The organism is Tardiphaga sp. 813_E8_N1_3, from assembly GCF_051811025.1.
GTDB lineage: Bacteria > Pseudomonadota > Alphaproteobacteria > Rhizobiales > Xanthobacteraceae > Tardiphaga.
In genome coordinates, this window is sequence record NZ_JBPWQE010000001.1 from 228569 (window position 1) to 246518 (window position 17950).

Here is a 17950-nt window from a genome sequence, read left to right on the forward strand (position 1 = left end):
GCGGCGAATGCCAACCCGCTTCGCCGCATGGCTCGTAACGCGGGAGATGTGCGTCCGGTGCTAGCGCGCTTCCACAGTCACGTGCTGCAATTCATTCACGGCGGCGAGGCGCTGGCGCACGGCCTCGGCACTTGCGGCACCGGCAAAGCCGACAATCGCGGCATGCGCACCGGGGCCGACGCGCCAGACGTGGAGGTCGAAGATGCGGGCATCGCCCGGACGCTCGACCTCGTCGCGGATTTCCTGTTCGAGATGCGGATCAGACGTGTCGAGCAACACGGCCGCCGTGTCGCGCAGCAGATTCCACGCCCAGGCGGCGATGACGATGCCGCCGACGATGCCCATCACAGGATCGAGCCAGACCCAGTTAAGATAGCGGCCGGCTAGCAGCGCGGCGATGGCGAGCACCGAGGTCAGCGCATCGGCCAGCACATGCATGAAGGCGGAGCGCATGTTGTTGTCGTGATGATGCGCGCTGTGGTGATGGTCGTGGTCATGACCGCGATGATCGTGGCCGTGGTGATGGTGCCCGCCGCTCAGCAGAAATGCGCTGGCGATATTCACGATCAGGCCGATGACGGCGATCACCGTGGCTTCGCCGAAGGCGACCGCGGACGGATTGAATAGCCGCTGCACGGATTCGACGGCGATACCGATGGCGATGATCGCCAGCACCAACGCGGAGGCAAAACCGGCGAGATCGCCGACCTTGCCCGTGCCGAAAGTAAAGCGGCGGTTATGTGCGTTGCGGCGTGCATAGGCATAGGCGCCCGCAGCAATGGCGAGCGCCACGGCATGTGTCGCCATGTGGAAGCCGTCAGCCAGCAGCGCCATCGAGTTGAAGACTGTGCCGGCGACGATTTCGCCGACCATCATCAGCGCCGTAAGGACGACCACCCACAGCGTACGTCGGGTGTTCTCGTCATGATTGTCGCTCAGAAACATGTGCTCGTGGGACAGGTGGTCGATGTCGGCGTGGGTGCGCATGCTGCCGGTCCTTATTTCGCGTAGCGCCGGATGGCGGCGATGAGTTCTTCGGCTCCAGCCGCACGGTCGTCGGCGCTGAGGCCGGGATGGGCGACATGCTCGCGGACATGGTCCTCGATCAGTTCATCCATCAGCCCGCTCACGGAGCCGCGCACGCCTGCGACCTGATGCAGGATTGTGGCGCAGCCGGCGTCTTCGGTGATGGCCTTCTCGATGGCTGCCATTTGGCCGGCGAGCCGACGGACTCGGGCGAGCAGCTTGGTCTTGTTAGCGGTGAGATGAGACATAGGATAGCCCCCTACCCTATATTTCATCCAAGCGAAAGTCCCCGCCCGGCAAAAAAACCGGGCAGGGGAAGTTTACGGGAGGAGACGGAGGGATCGATCAGGCGGCCGCGGCCATCACGCGAGGATGGGCGACGTGTTCCTTGAGCACCAGGCCGGAGGCATCGACCTCGGCAAGCGAGACGTCGTAGCTCCAGAGATCGGCGAGATGCTGCAGCACCCGCTTTGCGTCGGCCTCGTTCAGCAGGGCGCCATTGAGCACCGAGTGCTTCAGCATCAACCGGCGATCGCCGGCGAGGTCGACGTCCACCACTTCGATGTTCGCATCGATCAGGCCGACATCGTACTGACGGGCCAGCACACGTCGGACGCGACGATAGCCACGCTCGTCATGGATGGCGTCGACGCGGATGCCTTCCGACACGGCCGGATCGTCATGCAGGTGGAACATCCGCATGTGGCGCATCAGTCGTGGGCTCAGGAACTGGCTGACGAAGCTCTCGTCGCGGTAGTTCGCCCAGATATCGCGCAGGACCGCCATTGCATCGCCTTTGCCGGCGATATCGGGAAACCACGCGCGGTCTTCGTCGGTCGGATCGGTGACGATTTTTTCGATGTCCTGCATCATTGCGAAGCCGAGCGCATAGGGGTTGAAGCCCGAGAAGCGCCGGTCGTCGTAATTCGGCTGGAACACGACATTGGTGTGCGATTGCAGGAATTCCAGGAAGTTGCCATCCGAGATCTGTCCGGTCTGATGCAGCCGGCTCATGATGCGATAGTGCACGTAAGTGGCCGTGCCTTCGTTCATCACCTTGGTCTGACCTTGTGGGTAGAAGTATTGCGAGATGTGCCGAACGATGCGGATGAGTTCGCGCTGCCAGGTCTTCAGGCGCGGTGCGGACTTCTCCAGAAAGTACAGCAGGTTCTCCTGCGGTAGGCCTAGCAGTGCACGGCGCCGCTCGGTGCTCAGCACCGCGGCACTCTTCGTCCGCCCTGTGGGCACTGTGCGCCACAGATCGTTGAAGGCGGCCTCTGCATGGTCGCGGCGTTCCCGCGCGCGCTTTTCCTCGGCCCGCAAATCCAGTGATTTCTTGCCGGGATAGCGATCGACGCCATGCGACATCAGCGCGTGCGCGGCGTCGAGTGTCTGCTCCACCGCCGCGCGGCCGTGTTTTTCCTCGCACTGCGCCACATAGCCCTTGGCAAAATCGAGATAGTCGAGAATGCCGTCGGCGTCGGTCCACTGCTTGAACAAATAATTGTTCTTGAAGAAGTGATTGTGGCCGAAAGCGGCATGGGCAATGACCAGCGTCTGCATCGTCGCCGTGTTTTCCTCCATCAGGTAGGAAATGCATGGCGACGAGTTGATGACGATCTCATAGGCGAGACCCATCAAGCCCTTGCGATATGAGGCTTCCTGATGGGCGAATTGTTTTCCGAACGACCAGTGCTTGTAATACAGCGGCATGCCTACGGACGAGTAAGCGTCCAGCATCTGTTCGGCGGTTATGACTTCGATCTGGTTCGGGTAGACGCTGAGGCCGAGCTCTTTTTCGGCAATCTCCTCGCAGGCATCGTGGATGCGCTGCAATGTGGTGAAGTCCCAGTCGGCGCCTTCGTAGAGACGGTCTGTCATGGAGCTACCCTCTCCTTGGCCTGGCGACGCTGAAACAGGTCGTGGAACACCGGAAAGATCTCGCTGCGGTCGTTGACCTTGCGCATCGACAGCGGTGCACCTTCCGCGCGCAGCCGCTGATACAGCGTCCACAGCGAGGATTCCGACATTTCGAACGGATGGCTGCCGGATTCGCCCACTTCCAGATAGGCGAAGAACTGCGTCACCGGCAGGATCATGTCCTTGAGCAGGCGGCCGGAGAGATCACCGTCGGCATAGGAGTTGTCGCCGTCCGAGGCCTGTGCAGCATAGATATTCCAGTCGGCGGGGCGATAGCGTGACTGCACGATTTCATGCATGGCCTGCAGTGCGCTGGAAACCAGCGTGCCGCCCGATGCAGGGCCGTGGAAGAAGGTCTGCTCGTCGACTTCCTCGGCGCGGTCGGTGTGACGGATGAAGACGATCTCGACTTTGCGATAGCGACGCGTCAGGAAGACGTAGAGCAGCATGTAGAATCGCTTGGCGAGATCCTTCATGTGCTCGGACATCGAGCCGGAAACGTCCATCAGGCAGAACATCACAGCCTGCGCCACCGGCTTTGGCACGGTCTCGAAGCGGCGATAGCGGATATCGATGGGATCGATGAATGGAATCCGCCGCATCTTGGATTTCAATCGCTCGATTTCTGCCAGCAATTCGGGGCGGCGCTCGTCACTGCAATGCTCCAATTCTGCTTCCAGCTGCGCAATGGCTTCCGGTCGTGGTCGTTGTAGTGCAACCCGTCGCGCCATGGCCAAGCGCACGGTGCGGCTGACCGAGATATTGGCAGGCGAGCCGGACGTCGTATATCCGGCGCGACGCAGGCCTTCGTTTTCGACTTCGGCCAGCTTGCGCTTGGAAAGATCCGGCAGTTCCAGGTCGTCGAGGAAAATATCGACGAACTCATCCCGGCTGAGCACAAACCGGAACGCATCCTCGCCGTCGCCTTCACCGGCATCGTTCGATCTGCCGCTCTTCGATTGCGGCCGCTGAAGGTAATCACCTTCCACGAATTTCACGTTGCCGGGTAATACGCGGTCGCGAACTCCGCCTTCGCGATGAAAGCGGGGTTCGTTCATCCCGTCGAGCGGGATGGAGACTTCCCCGCCTTCCAGGACGTCTTTGATGTCGCGGTCCTGGGAGGCTTTCTTGACGGCTCCCTGAACCAGAGCTTTCGCGCGCCGCAAGAACCGCTGGCGGTTCTCTAGACTCTTGCTGCTCGGGTTCAGGCGTCTATCGACGATATGCATGGCCACGTTATGTTGGCTCCTCGCGTCAGCCGGCCTGTTTCACGCGCATATACCATTCGACGAGACGGCGAACCTGGCGTTCAGTGTAGCCACGATCGACCATTCGCGCGACGAAGTCGTCATGCTTTTTCTCGGTCTCGCCGTCCTTCTTCGATCCGAAGGAGATCACCGGAAGCAGATCTTCGACTTGAGAGAAGATGCGCTTTTCGATGACTTCCCTGATCTTCTCATAACTCGTCCAGGCCGGATTCTTTCCACCGTACTGTGCCCGCGAGCGAAGCGAGAACTTCACGACTTCGTTGCGAAAGTCCTTGGGGTTGGCGATTCCGGCCGGCTTTTCGATCTTGCTCAGTTCCTGATTGAGCAATTCGCGATCGAGCAATTGTCCGGTGTCAGGATCCTTGAAGTCCTGATCCTCGATCCAGGCATCGGCATAGTCGACGTAACGATCGAACAGGTTCTGGCCGTAGTCCGAATACGATTCCAGATAGGCTTTCTGGATTTCGTGACCGATGAACTCCGCGTAACGCGGCACGAGCTCGGCCTTGATGAATTCGAGATAACGTTTTTCGACTTCATCAGGCATCTGCTCCCTGCGGATCGCCTGCTCCAGCGTATACATCAGGTGTACGGGATCCGCCCCAATCTCCGACGTGTCGTGATTGTAGGTTGCGGCCAGGATCTTGAACGCGAAGCGCGTCGAAGCACCGTCCATGCCTTCATCAACACCGGCGGCGTCCTTGTATTCCTGAACGCTGCGGGCTTTCGGGTCCGACTCTTTCAGGCTTTCGCCGTCATAGACCCGCATCTTGGCGAAGGTCGTCGAGTTCTCGTGCTTGCGCAGCCGCGACATCACGGAGAAGCGTGCCAGGGTTTCCAGCGTCGCCGGTGCGCAAGGTGCGGTGGCGAGTTCGGAGCCCTGAATGAGCTTCTCGTAGATCTTCTGTTCTTCGGTGACGCGCAGGCAGTACGGCACCTTAATGACGCAGATACGATCGATGAAGGCTTCATTGTTCTTGTTGGCCTTGAAACTCTGCCACTCGGACTCGTTGGAGTGGGCGAGAATCACGCCAGTGAACGGAATTGCGCCGATATTTTCGGTGCCGATATAGTTGCCTTCCTGCGTCGCCGTCAGCAGCGGATGCAGCATCTTGATCGGCGCCTTGAACATTTCGACGAATTCAAGCACGCCCTGATTGGCGCGGTTGAGGCCGCCGGAATAGCTGTAGGCGTCGGGATCGTTTTGCGCGAAGATCTCGAGCTTGCGGATATCCACCTTGCCGACCAGCGAGGAGATGTCCTGGTTGTTCTCGTCGCCGGGTTCGGTCTTTGCGATAGCGATCTGGCGCAATCGCGACGGCTGGATGCGGGCGACGCGGAATTGCGAGATGTCGCCGCCGAAAGCTTCGAGCCGCTTGTAGCACCACGGACTCATAAGGCCCGTAAGCCGTCGGCGTGGAATGCCGTATTTCTCTTCGATCATCGGGCCGAGCGCGTCCGGATCGAACAGGCTGAGCGGGCTTTCATAAACCGGAGAGAGTTCGTCGCCGGCTTTCAATACATAAATGGGATGGACTTCCATCAAGGCCTTGAGGCGCTCGGCAAGCGATGACTTGCCGCCGCCGACCGGGCCGAGCAGATAGAGAATCTGCTTGCGCTCTTCGAGGCCCTGCGCCGCATGGCGGAAGAAGGCGACGATGCGTTCGATCGTATCTTCCATGCCGTGAAAGCCGGCAAAGGCTGGATAGCTACGGATGGTACGATTCAAAAAAATACGGCCAAGGCGTGGATCCTTGGCCGTGTCTATCATTTGAGGTTCGCCGATCGCCGCCAGTAGGCGTTCCGCCGCGTTCGCATATCGCATCGGGTCTCCTCTGCAGGATTCCAGATACTCGGACATCGACATGTCCGTCTCACTTCGGGCTTCGTAACTTCTAGCGAACGCATTGAACAGAGAATCGTTGTACATGATCCCTCTCTCCTTGCTGGTCGGCCGTCCTGTTGGTCGCGATGCTCCTAAGGTGGTAACGGAACGCGTCTTTCCGATCGCGACTCAACATCAGCACTATAGCCTTCAGGACACATCCAGGTCCGAAATCGCGCAATGCGATCTGAGTGCAGCGCGCGACTCATATTCAGGCACTTGCTTATAAGTTAGGCGAGTTTTGCCATCTCTCAAGGGCTAACAAAGCGATTGTGCACGCCTGTGACTCGAACGCCACAAAGTTGCCGTATGTTTTAAAGCTTTCGGAGTCCTGTACCGATGGCGCAGTTTGGATGAGTCGAAACGCGCACAAGAGTGCTGGTTAACGGAGGTTGCGCTCAGTTCCGATCGCTGGGCAGGACCGGCAGCGGAGTCACCTCGATACCTTCATCGATCAGCGACCGTGCTTCATCCGGCGTTGCTTCGCCGTAGATCGGACGATGTTCGATGTCGCCATAATGCATCTTGCGGGCTTCGGTCGGGAAGCTTTCACCGACATTGTCCGCGTTTTTGGTGACGTGATCGCGCAGTTCTTTCAGCTTGGCGCGCAGCTCGGCTTCCTGCGGCGCCATCATCAGCGGGGCTGTGGTCTCGGAACCTGCGTCAGGGGCGGGGGCCTCCGCGGGTGCCGGGCGATTCTTGCTCTTGGTCAGGATGCGCGGGGCCATAATGGCCTTCTCGACCTTCACCGATCCGCAGTTCGGGCAATTCACCAGCTTGCGCTTCACCTGGGAGTCATAGGCGCCGGAACTCTGGAACCAGCTTTCAAAAGCATGGCCCTTCTCGCAGCGCAGGTCGTAACGGATCATGTCGCTTGCCGGACAAGGTGCAGATAGTCAGGGCCCGATTTGGGATCGCTGACGCTGAAGCGGCGACCGTGCTGCAGGGACGGCACGGTCTTGCGCGCTTCCGTCACCTTCGCAGGATCGATTTTGGCCAGAATGAAGCCCGGCTCGATGCCGGTCGCTTCGGCCAGAACCACGCCCCATGGGTCGATAATCAGCGAGTGTCCATATGTCGCACGCTTGTTCTCATGCACGCCGCCCTGGGCCGCGGCGAACACAAAGCAGCCGGTCTCGATGGCGCGGGCGCGCAGCAGCGTGTGCCAATGGGCTTCACCGGTCTTCTGGGTGAAGGCCGAGGGCACGGTGAGGAATGACGCGCCGCTTTCGGCCAATGCGCGGTACAGCGCCGGGAAGCGAACGTCGTAGCAGATGGTCAGGCCGATGCGGCCCCAGGGAAGGTCGGAGATGACGGCAGTCTCGCCCGGCTGATAATTCGCGGATTCGCGATAGCTCTCACCATTTGGCAGGTCGATGTCGAACATGTGGATCTTGTCGTAGCTCGCCAGGACATTGCCGTCCGGTCCGATCAGGAACGAGCGGTTGGCCGCGCGCTCCGGATTGGCCAGCACGGCCAGCGATCCGATATGCAGGTAGATCTTCAGCTCTGCGGCGAGCGCTCGATAGGCCTTCAGGGAAAGGTCGTCTTCCTCCGGGCGCAGATGTTCGAACAGCGCCGTGCGGTTGAGCTGCATCATGTTGCTCACTTCCGGCGTGAGCACATAGTCGGCGCCGGCGAGCGCGGCTTCGCGGATCAGATGCCGGCCCTGTTCGAGGCTCGGCTCCGGCAGCAGGCCGGTGCGCATCTGCACCATGGCGGCGGTGAAGGTCTGGGGCTCGGACGTCGGGGATGTCTGGCTCATGAGGTGGCCTTCTCGCCTGCGATAATAGCGTCGAATTTGCCTTCGCGGTCCAATGCGTAGAGATCGTCGCAGCCGCCGATCAGAGTGCCGCCGATGAAGATCTGCGGGAAAGTGGCGCCGGGATAGGTACGGTCGAACATTTCCTGGCGCAGCTTCGGATCGGTCGCGGTGTCGAAATGGGTGAATGCAGCTTTCTTGCGCTGGAGCAGCGAGATCGCGGCGCTGCAATAGCCGCAGCCGGGGCGGGTGTAGATTTCAATCGCGGCGGCCATCTGGTGCTCCGGTTCGCAGGGAAGTGTCTGATTATATGGGGACCTTGTGGGCCTCCACAACCCGCGCAAAGACCAACACATCGACCTGGGCTGCCTTGGCGCGCAGCAGCGCCCGCGCGCAGGCGTCCGTCGTGGCACCCGAGGTCAGCACGTCGTCGACCAGAATGACGCGGCGGCCCTGGATTTCAGCCCGGCGTTCAGGCGGGACCTTGAAGGCGCCCTGCACATTGCTGGCACGCTCGCTGCGCGACAGGCCGATCTGGTGTTCGGTCGGGCGTATTCGCCGCAGGGCGTCGCGGGATATCGCAACGCCGCTCTGCCGGCCGATGGCCCGCGCCAGCGCGCCGGACTGGTTGAAGCGCCGGCTGAAGCCGCGGCGCCAATGCAGCGGCACCGGCACCAGAATATCGGCGTCTGCTAGCAATTCCTTCCCCGCACGCGCCATCCAGCGACCCATGGTTGGCGCGAGGTCTGTCCGGTCGTGATATTTCAACTGATGCACCAGCGTGCGGGCAACATCGTCATAGCGCACGGCTGCGCGGGCGCGCTGATAGGCCGGCGGATCGGCGATCGCCTGCATCGATAGGATGCCCGGGCCGGGATCATAGACAAACGGGATGCCGAGCCGGCTGCAGAACGGCGGCGCGATGAAGGACAGCTTGCCCCAGCAGACCGCGCAGACGCCTTCGCCGGCGACGGGTTCCCGGCAGGCGACGCAGAGCGTCGGCAATGCGATGTCGAGCGCAAGGCGGGCGGTTTGAGTCCATGCAGACCGGCAAAGCCTCAGCGCGCCGCGCAATTGCGCGGGGAGGGACCATGACACTGTGGCCTCTGCGTCCATAGGTTGAAGGCTAGAGCCCTCCTGCGCTGATCTCAAGCGCGATTGCCAGATCCCTGGTCTTCGGCGTACCAAGCCGCATGGCTCAGACCCCGAATGCCGCACCGATCCTGTTCGACCGCGCTCTGCTGCGGGCGCGGCAGGCGCGTGCGTCGCGGCTGGGCGCCGAGAATTTCCTGCTGGATCGTGTCATCGCCGACATGGATGAGCGATTGCAGGCGGTGCTGCGCCAGTTCGACAATGCCGCTGACGTCGCGACGCCGGGCAACCGTCTGCGCGATGTTGTGGCGGGGCGTGTCGGCCATCTCACACATGCCGACGTGCCCGATGTCGAAAGCGACGGTCTCAATCTCGCGCCGGCGTCGCTCGATCTCGTCATTTCCGCGCTCGGGCTGCACTTCGTTAACGATCTGCCAGGCGTGATGGCGCAGATCCGCCGCGCGCTGAAGCCTGATGGTCTGCTGCTGGCCGCAATGCTCGGCGGCGACACGCTGACCGAACTGCGGCAGAGCTTCGCCGCAGCGGAAGCCGAACGCGAAAGCGGCATCTCGCCACGTGTCGCACCGTCAGCCGATCTGCGCGATGTCGGCGCCTTGCTGCAGCGCGCGGGATTTGCGCTGCCGGTGACCGATGTCGATCGCGTCGTGGTACGCTACGACAGCGCATTCGGTCTGATGCAGGACCTCCGCAGGATGGGCGCGACCAATGTGCTGGTCGAGCGCCGCCGCGCACCGCTCCGCCGCGCGACGTTGCTGCGCATGGCGCAGATCTATAGCGAGCGTTTCGCCGACCCCGACGGCCGCATCCGCGCGACCTTTGATGTCATCTGGCTGTCCGGCTGGGCGCCGCATGAGAGCCAGCAGAAGCCGCTGAAGCCAGGCTCGGCGAAAGCAAGTCTCGCCGACGCGGTGAAGGGGCTGAAGCCCTAGAGCAGATCGATCAGATGCGGGATCAGCGGGATATCCGCGGCGGGCATCGGATAGTCGCGCAGCTTGTTCGGCCGCACCCATTTGAGGTTCTGGCCTTCCTTCGAGATCGCAAGGCCTTCCCAGCGTCGGCAGATATAGAGCGGCATCAACAGATGGAAGTCCTCATAGGCGTGGCTGGCGAAGGTCAGCGGTGCGAGGCAGGCTTCCTTCACGGAGATCCCGAGCTCCTCGTGAAGCTCGCGGATCAGCGCGGCTTCCGGCCGTTCGCCGGGCTCGAGCTTGCCGCCGGGAAATTCCCAAAGACCAGCCAGCGCCTTTCCTTCCGGCCGCTGTGCGATCAGCACGCGGCCGTCGGGATCAATCAATGCGCAGGCGACGACGAGAACCATTTTCATCGGATATATCTCACTTCAAGAGACTAGCGCTGCGCAGCTTGGAACCTCGCCCGGAGGCTGGCGCGTGAACGTCGGGTCATTGTCCTTGCGCGCAACGCCTGCAGCGGGCTTGATGCGGATATCGACAATCAACGGCTTCGTACCGCGCGGAAATTTCAGCGTATAGCCGAGCGTATCCGTGCCGTCGAACCCCGGGCGGGACCGATACACAACCTCCACGCCTTCGATTTCCAACGGCATGCAGTGCTTGGCGCCACCGAACAACACATTGCTCGGTCTGACTAGGCCGCTGCGCAGGCAGACGAAACCATGAGCGGGTGCGGTGTCGAGCTGAACCTGCGGAACGCCGACGCTCTTGCAGGCATTGTTCCAGCGTGCGCCAATGCCGATGCCGACTTCCTTGTTGCTCTCGGTCGCGCGCCGCATGCGCCCGACCGGCAGATCCTTGGCCAAGGCCTCCCTCGAAAAGACGATCGCCGCCAGACCGATGCCCGCGGCGATCCTCTTCACGACCGGTAGTCGCCGTTGATCGCGATATATTCCTTGGTGAGATCGCAAGTGAGCACGCGGTCGCGGCCCTTGCCGAGGCCGAGGGCGACCTTGATCTGGATCTCCGGGTTCTTCATCGCGTTCGAGACTTCGGTCTCATTATAGGACGGATCGCGCGCGCCTGACTTGGCGACGCGGATGCCATTGAACCAGATTGAGAGCTTGTCGCGATTGGCGGGCTCGCCGGCCTTGCCGACGGCCATCACCACGCGGCCCCAATTGGCGTCTTCGCCGCCCACGGCGGTCTTCACCAGCGGCGAATTGGCGATCGACATGGCGATCTTGCGTGCCGAGGCCTTGGTGGTCGCGCCGTCGACGATGATCTCGATCAGCTTGCGCGCGCCTTCGCCGTCGCGTGCGACCTGTTCGGCGAGATCGTTGAGAATAACGTTCAGCGCCTTCACGAAGGGTTTCAGCCTGATATCGTTGGCCTTGGTGATCTTCGGTGCGCCCTGTGCGGCTGCCGCGCCGGTGGCGAACATCAAGAGCGTGTCGGAGGTCGAGGTGTCGCCGTCGATGGTTACGGCGTTGAACGAATCTTCCACGCCGGCCTTCAGGAGTGCCTGCAATGCGGGCGCGCTGATCGGCGCATCGGTGAAGATGAAGGACAGCATCGTCGCCATGTCGGGCGCGATCATGCCCGCGCCCTTGGCCATGCCATTGATGGTAACCTTGGCCTTGCCGAGTTTCACGGTGGCGGTCGCGACCTTCGGGAAAGTGTCGGTGGTCATGATCGCCTTGGCGGCATCCATCCAGCCATCAGGTCCGGCGCTTTCCGCCAGTGTGGCGAGCACGCCGTTGAACTTGGTGGCGTCGAGCGGTTCGCCGATCACGCCGGTCGAGGCCAGGAAGATCTCGTTCGGCTTGCAGCCGACGGCCTTGGAGGCGATGTCGCCGGTGAGTTTGGTGGAGGCCTTGCCGGTCTTGCCGGTGAAGGCATTGGCATTGCCGGAATTGACCACCAGCGCCTGCGCCTTGCCGTTTTTCAGCACCGCGCGGCACCATTCCACGGGAGCCGACGGACACTTCGACTTGGTGAACACGCCCGCTGCCGCCGTGCCCTTGTCCATCACCGCGAGCAGCACGTCGGTGCGGCCCTTGTAGCGGATGCCGGCGGCGGCGGTGGCGAGGCGCACGCCTGCAATGGCGGGCATCTCGGGAACGTCGGTCGGGGCGAGGGGGGAGACGGGGGACGGCTTGGCCATGAGTGCTTTCAGCTTTCGTAAAAAGATGAAGCGCTCTGTATCACCTCCGCCACCGTGGTGGGAGAGGGCTTCATGGAGAAGGGAGCAATGTCATATCTCCGTCATGCGGCACCCGTCCGGTTGCGCATGATCCTGTCCGAAAACCGGGACTAGCCCGGGCCGAATTTGAACTTGCCGTCGTCTTCGAGGAACGGGCCGCTGCGCATATAGAGCTGGCCGTTCTCGCCGATAAAGAAGAGCGTGTTCTTCGGCACTTTCTTGGCGCCTTTCAGCAGAAACTTGGCATTGTTGGTGCCCATCTTGTACGCGAAGGTCTTGCCGGACGCGTCGTAGCCATAGCCCATGTCGGGCGAGAGCACCCAAGGGACCGTGCCCGGCGTCGGTGCCTGAGCAAGTGCAGGGCCGGCCAGGGCCGATGTCACCAGCGCCGTGGCGCACAGCATCGTAAAGGCTCGAGCGGTCATCCCAATTCTCCGAAAAGTGCTTTTGAAAGTGCATCGCGACTGCGCGGTTGTCTTGAACAAATCACGAACGGCAACAGGCCGTCAATACGACATGCGGTCGCGACAGAGTTTGTTATTTCGCAAGCCTGGTCTGGCGACTATCTTTCGCATTCGGGCTAAGCCGGTCCACGATGAATTCGGCGATGGGGATGATTCGACAATGCGAGCGATCGTGAAAAGTCTTCTGGTTGTGGGCGCGGTGGTATTGGCGCCCGGTCTTGCTGCGGCGGATGATTACAAGCTCAGCAACAACCAGCGTATTTCCTGCGGCCGCGGCCTCAGTGCCGGCAAGCTGAGCACGGCGACCTGCCGCTCCTACGCCTATCTGTTCAACACCAAGACCTCCGAATATTTCCGTTGCTCGGTGTCGCTGTCGATGACGCGCGACGCCAAGGAAGTCATCAACGTCCAGAGCGATGGCGCCTGCGTGAAGAAGCCGCGCGTGTTCGACACCGACTCCGCCTATTCGTTTGATGCGACCGAGACCGAACCGCCGAACACCAATTCGTTCTTCGGCAATGGTGGCTTTGCCATGTGGGTGAGCGACAACACCCAGCAGAAAATTCGTGGCTGTGTCACGATCCCGTCGGGGCTCGGCTCGGACGTGTCGCGCTGCATCGATATGAAATTCGAATAGACGATCTTCCTTTTTTCCCTCCCTCAAGCGGCGAAGCCGCGCAGTGGGGAGGGTGGATCGATGCGAGCTTTCAGCGAGCATCGAGACGGGTGGGGTGGTGCAGCAAGCGCCGTCCTTCCGTGGGGGGGAGACCCCACCCCGGCCTATCGGCCGACCCTCCCCACTGCGCTTCGCTTGGGGGAGGGATATCGCTGGCCCCTGTGCGTCGTTGCAGATGTGAATGTCAAACAGCCACAGCCCTTCAGACATGCGTCATCACCCCCATTATTTGCGGCGCGGGGGCGCCGTCGTGTTTCGCATTCCCGCCCCCCCTGTGAGAGGGCGTGCGGAACGCCGGGTGCCCGTTGCACCCTTGGGCCTGATGCGAATGCGGTCTTCCGCAATTTAGAGTGCATCAGGACTTTCGGAGGCGCCGAGCGATTGCCCGACGTTCCGCATGCGGTGTTTTTTCGGTTGCTTGCACTTTGCCTCAGCGAACGATCCGATCACCGAATTAAAGTCCCAAGGCGATGGGAAGGGAGCCTCAAGCGAATAGGCCGGACACGTTTTGACTTTGGTCGTCCGTCACACTGTCCAGGGCGTCTTTCCATCCCAAACTCGGCCGTCTCCTTGCCAGTGGCAGTGCTGGCGCAGATCCGTGCTGCCCGAAGACAGACGTCACCCCCAAACCACGTAACGCCGCATCTCCGGCGTCCACCGCATCCAGCCCCGCGAACGTGACGATCGCGCTCGCCCCTCTCATCGGGGCCGGACGGAGGGGAATATAAACCTGATGGGGGTGTTGTCAATGGGAGATAGGAAAAAATGTTTAGGCGCTGCTTGCCGCCCCACACTGTCATTCCGGGTTCGCACTTCGCGGCTTCGCCGCTTTCGTGCGCCCCGGAATGACGAGTGTGAAGCAGGCGCCCACCACGCCCAAAACAAAAAGGGCACGCGCGGATGCGCATGCCCTTCGATCTCTTGACGTGTATCGGAGCGAGACAGGCAGGCGTATGAAACGCCCTGCCAATCCTGCGCTGTGCTTACTCCGGCTTGATGCCGGCGAACTGGGCGACCTTGCCCCACTTTTCGATTTCAGACTGCACATAGGCATCCATGTCGGCCGGCGAACCGCCGGTCGGATCGGCGCCGAGCTTGATCAGGCGGGCGGTGCCGTCGGCCGACTTGATGAACTTGTCGGTCGAGGCATTGAGCTTCGCGATGATCTCCTTCGGCGTCTTGGCCGGCGCTGCGATGGTGAACCAGGAGGCGGCGTCGTAGCCGGGAACGCCAGCTTCCGCGATGGTCGGAATGTCCTTCATTGGCTCCCAGCGCTTGCTGGTGGAAACGGCGAGTGCGCGGATCTGGTTGCTCTCCGCGAAGGGCTGCGCCGCCGGCAGGTTGTCGATCATCACATGGACGCGGCCGCCGATCAGGTCGGTGAGCGCGGGGGCGCTGCCCTTGTAGGGCACGTGGGTCAGCTTCACGCCCGTCATCGATTTGAACAGTTCGGTCGACAGATGCGCGGTCGAGCCGAGGCCCGGCGTGCCGTAGAAATATTCGTCCGGCTTGGCCTTGGCGAGCTCGATGAATTCCTTCACGCTCTTGGCCGGCAGCGAGTTGGTCACCGAGAACAGGTTCGGCACCTTGGCGATCACGATGACCGACGCCAGATCCTTGACCGGATCATAGGTCATGTTCTTGAACACGAACTTGTTGATGGCGTGGGTGCCGGGCGTGCCGACAAGGAAGGTGTAGCCGTCGCCTTCGGCCTTGGAGACAAAATCAGCGGCGATGTTGCCGCCGGCGCCGGCCTTGTTCTCGACGATGAATTGCTGGCCCATCTCTTCGGACATCTTCTGCGCGACGACGCGGGCCAGAATGTCGGTGGTGCCGCCGGCCGCGAACGGGACGATGAACTTCACCGGCTTGGTGGGCCACTCTGCGGCGCTGGCGCGGCGCGACAGGATCGGCAGGGTGCCGAGGGCAGCCGCGCCGCCGAGGATCACGGAGCGGCGGGACGGGAAGCGGGTCGATGATGACATCTCGAAGAGTCCTTTTGCATATCGGGCAGGCCACGCGGCTGCGACGCGCGATCTGATTGAGGGTGTTTAAGACAATGACGGGAGGCCGGGATCAAGTGGGAACCGGCACGGCTGGGGTAACGAACCCGAAGACGGTCCGCTCCTGTGCCTCATCTGCGCAACCGGCAGGTCCTTCAGCTTCTCCCGATCAGGCGTTTCCATGGACAACATGCATGGGAACGTACTGGGTAGATGGTACTATGCTGCACTGCGGGTTGCTACCGCAATGCAATACCATCCTTAAGCATTCGGTACTAACGCGTGATGACGTGCGTCGGAAGGTCGCGTTTCCGGCATGGCGACGACGAACAGGATGAAGCCTAGGCCCGCCAAAGCGGCAAGCGCCAGGAATGCAGCGCTGTAGCCGGCCTTGACCACGATCACGCCAGCAATCGCGGTACTGAGCGCGCCGCCCAGCCCCGCCGCCGTCGCGATCGCGCCCTGGCTGATATTGAAGTGGCCGGTGCCGTAAGTGAGGTCCGCGACAACAAGCGGGAAGATCGCGCCGAAGATTCCGGCGCCGATGCCGTCGAGGGTTTGCACGCCGACCAGCCAGTAGGGATTGTCCGAGAGCGGATACAGCGCGCCGCGAAGGGCCAGCACTGCGAGCGCGCAGGCGAAGATCGGTTTGCGGCCCCAGACATTGGCCTTGCGGCCGACCAGCATGGCGACCGGCACCATCACCAATTGTGCCGCGACGATGCAGACCGACATCAGCGTGGTGCCGAGCTCGCTGTTCACCAGTGCGAGTTTCTGGCCGACCAGCGGCAGCATCGCTGCATTGGAGAAATGAAACAGCACGGTGGCAGCGGCAAATATCAGGAGCGGTTTGCAGGTCAGCAGCACCTGAAAGCCGGATGGCCGTTCGGCGGCATCGTGCTCGTGGGTCTCGTCGAGATCGCCGAGGCCGCGGGCCATCTGGTGATCGATGGCGTCGGCGGGGATCGTCAGCGTCGCGACAATGCTCGCGGCGGCCATGGCCGCCATCAGCCAGAACACGACGATGGGCCCGAAGGCATAGGCGAAGATGCCGGCCAATGTCGCCGCCGTCGCATTGCCGGCATGGTTGAAGGCCTCGTTGCGGCCGATGCGCCGGGCGAAGGCTCTGGGGCCGACAATGCCGAGCGTGATCGCGGCCAGTGCCGGCGCGAAGATGGCGGCAGCGACGCCGGTGAGCGCCTGCGTCGTCGCGACGAACAGGAAGCCCGGATAGAGCGGCAGCACGATCGAACCGAGCGTGACGATGACGGCGGCCACAACGACGGCTGCGCGCTTGGCCGTGGTCTTGTCGATCAGGGCGCCGGCAGGGGTCTGCGCGACGATCCCGGCGAGGGCGGCGACCGACATCACGATGCCGATCGAGGCTTCATCCCATTTCTGGACCGTGAGGAGATAGATCGCGAGATAGGGCCCCAGGCCATCGCGGACATCGGCAAGAAAGAAGTTCAGTGCGTCGAGGGGATGTTTGGTCTTGTCGGCGTCGTGCACGCGTGGTCCTCACGGCACGTGAGGTGCCCGGCAGGCAACGGCGGTTGGTTGATCTGGTTCCACGGTATTCGTTGTCCACGCGGTTCTATCAGTTGTCGTTCCGCGCAAGCGGGGACGACGTGGAGAGAATATCGCAAAACAAAGGCCGCGATGCATGTGCATCGCGGCCTCCATCACGCCCGCTGTATCGGATGTGGTCTTACTTCCCGATGCCCTTTTCCTTGAAGTATTTCAGCGCGCCTGGATGGAACGGGACCGGGGAGCGCTCCTGCACCTGGTTGTCGAGCGAGAAGCTCTCGGCCTCCTTGTGGACGGCGACGATGTCGGCCTTCTTTTCCACCAGCGTCTTGACGATGTTGTAGGCGTCGTCATCGCTCATCTTGTTGCCGGTGACGATGATGTTCCAGACTTCGGTATTGGCGTTGTCCTTGTCCATGCCGGGATAGATGCTCTTGCTGATGGTCGAGGGCGAATACAGCTTGCCGTATTTCTCGTTCATCTTGGCGGCGAGGTCGGCATGGTCGACGAACTTGATCTTCATGCCGGGTGTGGCGGCGAGATCGGTGACGGCGGCGGTCGGCACGCCGCCGACCCAGAAGAAGGCGTCGATCTTGCGGTCCTTGATGGCGTTGACGGACTCAGCGACGCCGAGACGCTCGCGCTTCATATCTTTATCCTTGTCGAGACCGGCGGCCTCGATGACGCGGAACGCCATCACCTCGGTGGCGCCGCCCGGCGAGCCCGTGGAGACGCGCTTGCCCTTGAGATCCGACATCTTTTCGATGCCGGCACCTTCGATGGTCACGATATGCATGCGGTTCGGATAGACCACGAGCAAGGTCTGCAGCGGGACCTTGCCGCTCTTGAACTTGTCCTGCCCGTTCAGCGCATCGAGCGCGGCATCGGCCATGCTGAAGCCGAGTTCGCTCTGGCCCGAGGCGATCAGCTTGAGGTTATCGACCGAACCGCCGGTGACTTCCGCGGTGGCCTGGGTGTTCGGGAGCGCCTTGGACAGCACATTGGCGATGGCGCCGCCGAGCGGATAATAGACACCGCCGGTGCCGCCGGTGCCGATCGCCATGGTCTTCTGTTGCGCGATGGCCGCGCCTGCAAGGCCGGCAGTGGCGACCAGCGCCACGGCAATCGATGTCTTTCTGAAACGCTTGAACATGGTTGTCCTCTCCTCCAGTTTTGATGATGTCGCGGT

18 protein-coding genes are annotated in these 17950 nt (G+C 61.9%); 2 read left to right on the forward strand and 16 right to left on the reverse strand.

Annotation, left to right across the window (positions count from 1 at the left end; genetic code table 11):
* Positions 1–60: 60 nt before the first annotated feature.
* The 9 genes from dmeF to AB8A33_RS01065 all read right to left on the reverse strand — a co-directional run bounded on the left by dmeF (position 61) and on the right by AB8A33_RS01065 (position 8977).
* A complete protein-coding gene (dmeF, locus tag AB8A33_RS01025) occupies positions 61–987 on the reverse strand; it encodes a CDF family Co(II)/Ni(II) efflux transporter DmeF (protein ID WP_439091066.1) in 927 nt (308 codons plus the stop codon).
* Between the two features lie 11 nt (positions 988–998).
* Positions 999–1274, reverse strand: a complete 276-nt coding sequence (locus AB8A33_RS01030) for a metal/formaldehyde-sensitive transcriptional repressor (RefSeq protein WP_116660080.1) — start codon at positions 1272–1274, stop codon at positions 999–1001.
* 97 nt (positions 1275–1371) lie between these two features.
* Complete coding sequence (locus tag AB8A33_RS01035) at positions 1372–2907, reverse strand: SpoVR family protein (protein WP_439091067.1); 1536 nt, start codon at positions 2905–2907, stop codon at positions 1372–1374.
* Entirely contained in the window at positions 2904–4175 is a 1272-nt protein-coding gene (locus AB8A33_RS01040) for a YeaH/YhbH family protein (protein WP_439095823.1), read from the reverse strand. The genes AB8A33_RS01035 and AB8A33_RS01040 overlap by 4 nt, the downstream gene beginning before the upstream one ends.
* A 25-nt stretch (positions 4176–4200) precedes the next feature.
* Positions 4201–6144 (reverse strand): PrkA family serine protein kinase, encoded by a 1944-nt coding sequence (locus AB8A33_RS01045; RefSeq protein ID WP_439091068.1) that lies wholly within the window; start codon positions 6142–6144, stop codon positions 4201–4203.
* A 353-nt stretch (positions 6145–6497) separates the two neighbouring features.
* Entirely contained in the window at positions 6498–6968 is a 471-nt protein-coding gene (locus AB8A33_RS01050; RefSeq protein ID WP_439091069.1) for a DUF1178 family protein, read from the reverse strand.
* The gene (locus AB8A33_RS01055) at positions 6965–7864 is read right to left on the reverse strand and encodes a carbon-nitrogen hydrolase family protein (protein WP_093757467.1); all 900 of its coding nucleotides are present in this window, start codon (positions 7862–7864) and stop codon (positions 6965–6967) included. The genes AB8A33_RS01050 and AB8A33_RS01055 overlap by 4 nt, the downstream gene beginning before the upstream one ends.
* A complete protein-coding gene (grxC, locus tag AB8A33_RS01060; protein WP_439091070.1) occupies positions 7861–8136 on the reverse strand; it encodes a glutaredoxin 3 in 276 nt (91 codons plus the stop codon). The genes AB8A33_RS01055 and grxC overlap by 4 nt, the downstream gene beginning before the upstream one ends.
* 31 nt (positions 8137–8167) lie before the next feature.
* Positions 8168–8977 (reverse strand): ComF family protein, encoded by an 810-nt coding sequence (locus AB8A33_RS01065; RefSeq protein WP_439091071.1) that lies wholly within the window; start codon positions 8975–8977, stop codon positions 8168–8170.
* Between the two features lie 77 nt (positions 8978–9054).
* Here AB8A33_RS01065 and AB8A33_RS01070 point away from each other — a divergent pair, with 77 nt between their 5' ends.
* Entirely contained in the window at positions 9055–9903 is an 849-nt protein-coding gene (locus AB8A33_RS01070; RefSeq protein WP_439091072.1) for a methyltransferase domain-containing protein, read from the forward strand.
* Here AB8A33_RS01070 and AB8A33_RS01075 read toward each other — a convergent pair.
* The 4 genes from AB8A33_RS01075 to AB8A33_RS01090 form a co-directional block, all read right to left on the reverse strand.
* Entirely contained in the window at positions 9900–10298 is a 399-nt protein-coding gene (locus AB8A33_RS01075) for a (deoxy)nucleoside triphosphate pyrophosphohydrolase (RefSeq protein WP_439091073.1), read from the reverse strand. The two genes, AB8A33_RS01070 and AB8A33_RS01075, sit on opposite strands and share 4 nt — an antisense overlap.
* 15 nt (positions 10299–10313) lie before the next feature.
* Positions 10314–10808 (reverse strand): hypothetical protein, encoded by a 495-nt coding sequence (locus tag AB8A33_RS01080; protein WP_439091074.1) that lies wholly within the window; start codon positions 10806–10808, stop codon positions 10314–10316.
* Positions 10805–12052, reverse strand: a complete 1248-nt coding sequence (argJ, locus tag AB8A33_RS01085) for a bifunctional glutamate N-acetyltransferase/amino-acid acetyltransferase ArgJ (RefSeq protein ID WP_439091075.1) — start codon at positions 12050–12052, stop codon at positions 10805–10807. Before argJ ends, AB8A33_RS01080 begins: the two co-directional genes overlap by 4 nt.
* 149 nt (positions 12053–12201) lie before the next feature.
* Entirely contained in the window at positions 12202–12516 is a 315-nt protein-coding gene (locus AB8A33_RS01090; protein WP_439091076.1) for a hypothetical protein, read from the reverse strand.
* Positions 12517–12715: 199 nt separating this feature from the next.
* Between AB8A33_RS01090 and AB8A33_RS01095 the strand changes: the two genes are divergently transcribed.
* Positions 12716–13192: a hypothetical protein gene (locus AB8A33_RS01095; RefSeq protein WP_439091077.1), complete on the forward strand. Its 477-nt coding sequence runs from the start codon at positions 12716–12718 to the stop codon at positions 13190–13192.
* Between the two features lie 1022 nt (positions 13193–14214).
* Here the strand turns inward: AB8A33_RS01095 and AB8A33_RS01100 are convergent.
* The 3 genes from AB8A33_RS01100 to AB8A33_RS01110 form a co-directional block, all read right to left on the reverse strand.
* Complete coding sequence (locus tag AB8A33_RS01100) at positions 14215–15216, reverse strand: Bug family tripartite tricarboxylate transporter substrate binding protein (protein ID WP_439091078.1); 1002 nt, start codon at positions 15214–15216, stop codon at positions 14215–14217.
* 279 nt (positions 15217–15495) lie between these two features.
* Complete coding sequence (locus AB8A33_RS01105; RefSeq protein ID WP_439091079.1) at positions 15496–16743, reverse strand: MFS transporter; 1248 nt, start codon at positions 16741–16743, stop codon at positions 15496–15498.
* A gap of 199 nt (positions 16744–16942) precedes the next feature.
* Entirely contained in the window at positions 16943–17914 is a 972-nt protein-coding gene (locus tag AB8A33_RS01110) for a TAXI family TRAP transporter solute-binding subunit (RefSeq protein ID WP_068729346.1), read from the reverse strand.
* Positions 17915–17950 lie beyond the last annotated feature (36 nt).

Excerpts from the sequence above, each read along its gene's own strand:
- dmeF (WP_439091066.1), bottom strand. The coding sequence starts at position 987 with ATGCGCACCCACGCCGACATCGACCACCTGTCCCACGAGCACATGTTT.
- AB8A33_RS01030 (WP_116660080.1), bottom strand. The coding sequence starts at position 1,274 with ATGTCTCATCTCACCGCTAACAAGACCAAGCTGCTCGCCCGAGTCCGT.
- AB8A33_RS01035 (WP_439091067.1), bottom strand. The coding sequence starts at position 2,907 with ATGACAGACCGTCTCTACGAAGGCGCCGACTGGGACTTCACCACATTG.
- AB8A33_RS01040 (WP_439095823.1), bottom strand. The coding sequence starts at position 4,175 with ATGCATATCGTCGATAGACGCCTGAACCCGAGCAGCAAGAGTCTAGAG.
- AB8A33_RS01045 (WP_439091068.1), bottom strand. The coding sequence starts at position 6,144 with ATGTACAACGATTCTCTGTTCAATGCGTTCGCTAGAAGTTACGAAGCC.
- AB8A33_RS01050 (WP_439091069.1), bottom strand. The coding sequence starts at position 6,968 with ATGATCCGTTACGACCTGCGCTGCGAGAAGGGCCATGCTTTTGAAAGC.
- AB8A33_RS01055 (WP_093757467.1), bottom strand. The coding sequence starts at position 7,864 with ATGAGCCAGACATCCCCGACGTCCGAGCCCCAGACCTTCACCGCCGCC.
- grxC (WP_439091070.1), bottom strand. The coding sequence starts at position 8,136 with ATGGCCGCCGCGATTGAAATCTACACCCGCCCCGGCTGCGGCTATTGC.
- AB8A33_RS01065 (WP_439091071.1), bottom strand. The coding sequence starts at position 8,977 with ATGGACGCAGAGGCCACAGTGTCATGGTCCCTCCCCGCGCAATTGCGC.
- AB8A33_RS01070 (WP_439091072.1), top strand. The coding sequence starts at position 9,055 with ATGGCTCAGACCCCGAATGCCGCACCGATCCTGTTCGACCGCGCTCTG.
- AB8A33_RS01075 (WP_439091073.1), bottom strand. The coding sequence starts at position 10,298 with ATGAAAATGGTTCTCGTCGTCGCCTGCGCATTGATTGATCCCGACGGC.
- argJ (WP_439091075.1), bottom strand. The coding sequence starts at position 12,052 with ATGGCCAAGCCGTCCCCCGTCTCCCCCCTCGCCCCGACCGACGTTCCC.
- AB8A33_RS01090 (WP_439091076.1), bottom strand. The coding sequence starts at position 12,516 with ATGACCGCTCGAGCCTTTACGATGCTGTGCGCCACGGCGCTGGTGACA.
- AB8A33_RS01095 (WP_439091077.1), top strand. The coding sequence starts at position 12,716 with ATGCGAGCGATCGTGAAAAGTCTTCTGGTTGTGGGCGCGGTGGTATTG.
- AB8A33_RS01100 (WP_439091078.1), bottom strand. The coding sequence starts at position 15,216 with ATGTCATCATCGACCCGCTTCCCGTCCCGCCGCTCCGTGATCCTCGGC.
- AB8A33_RS01110 (WP_068729346.1), bottom strand. The coding sequence starts at position 17,914 with ATGTTCAAGCGTTTCAGAAAGACATCGATTGCCGTGGCGCTGGTCGCC.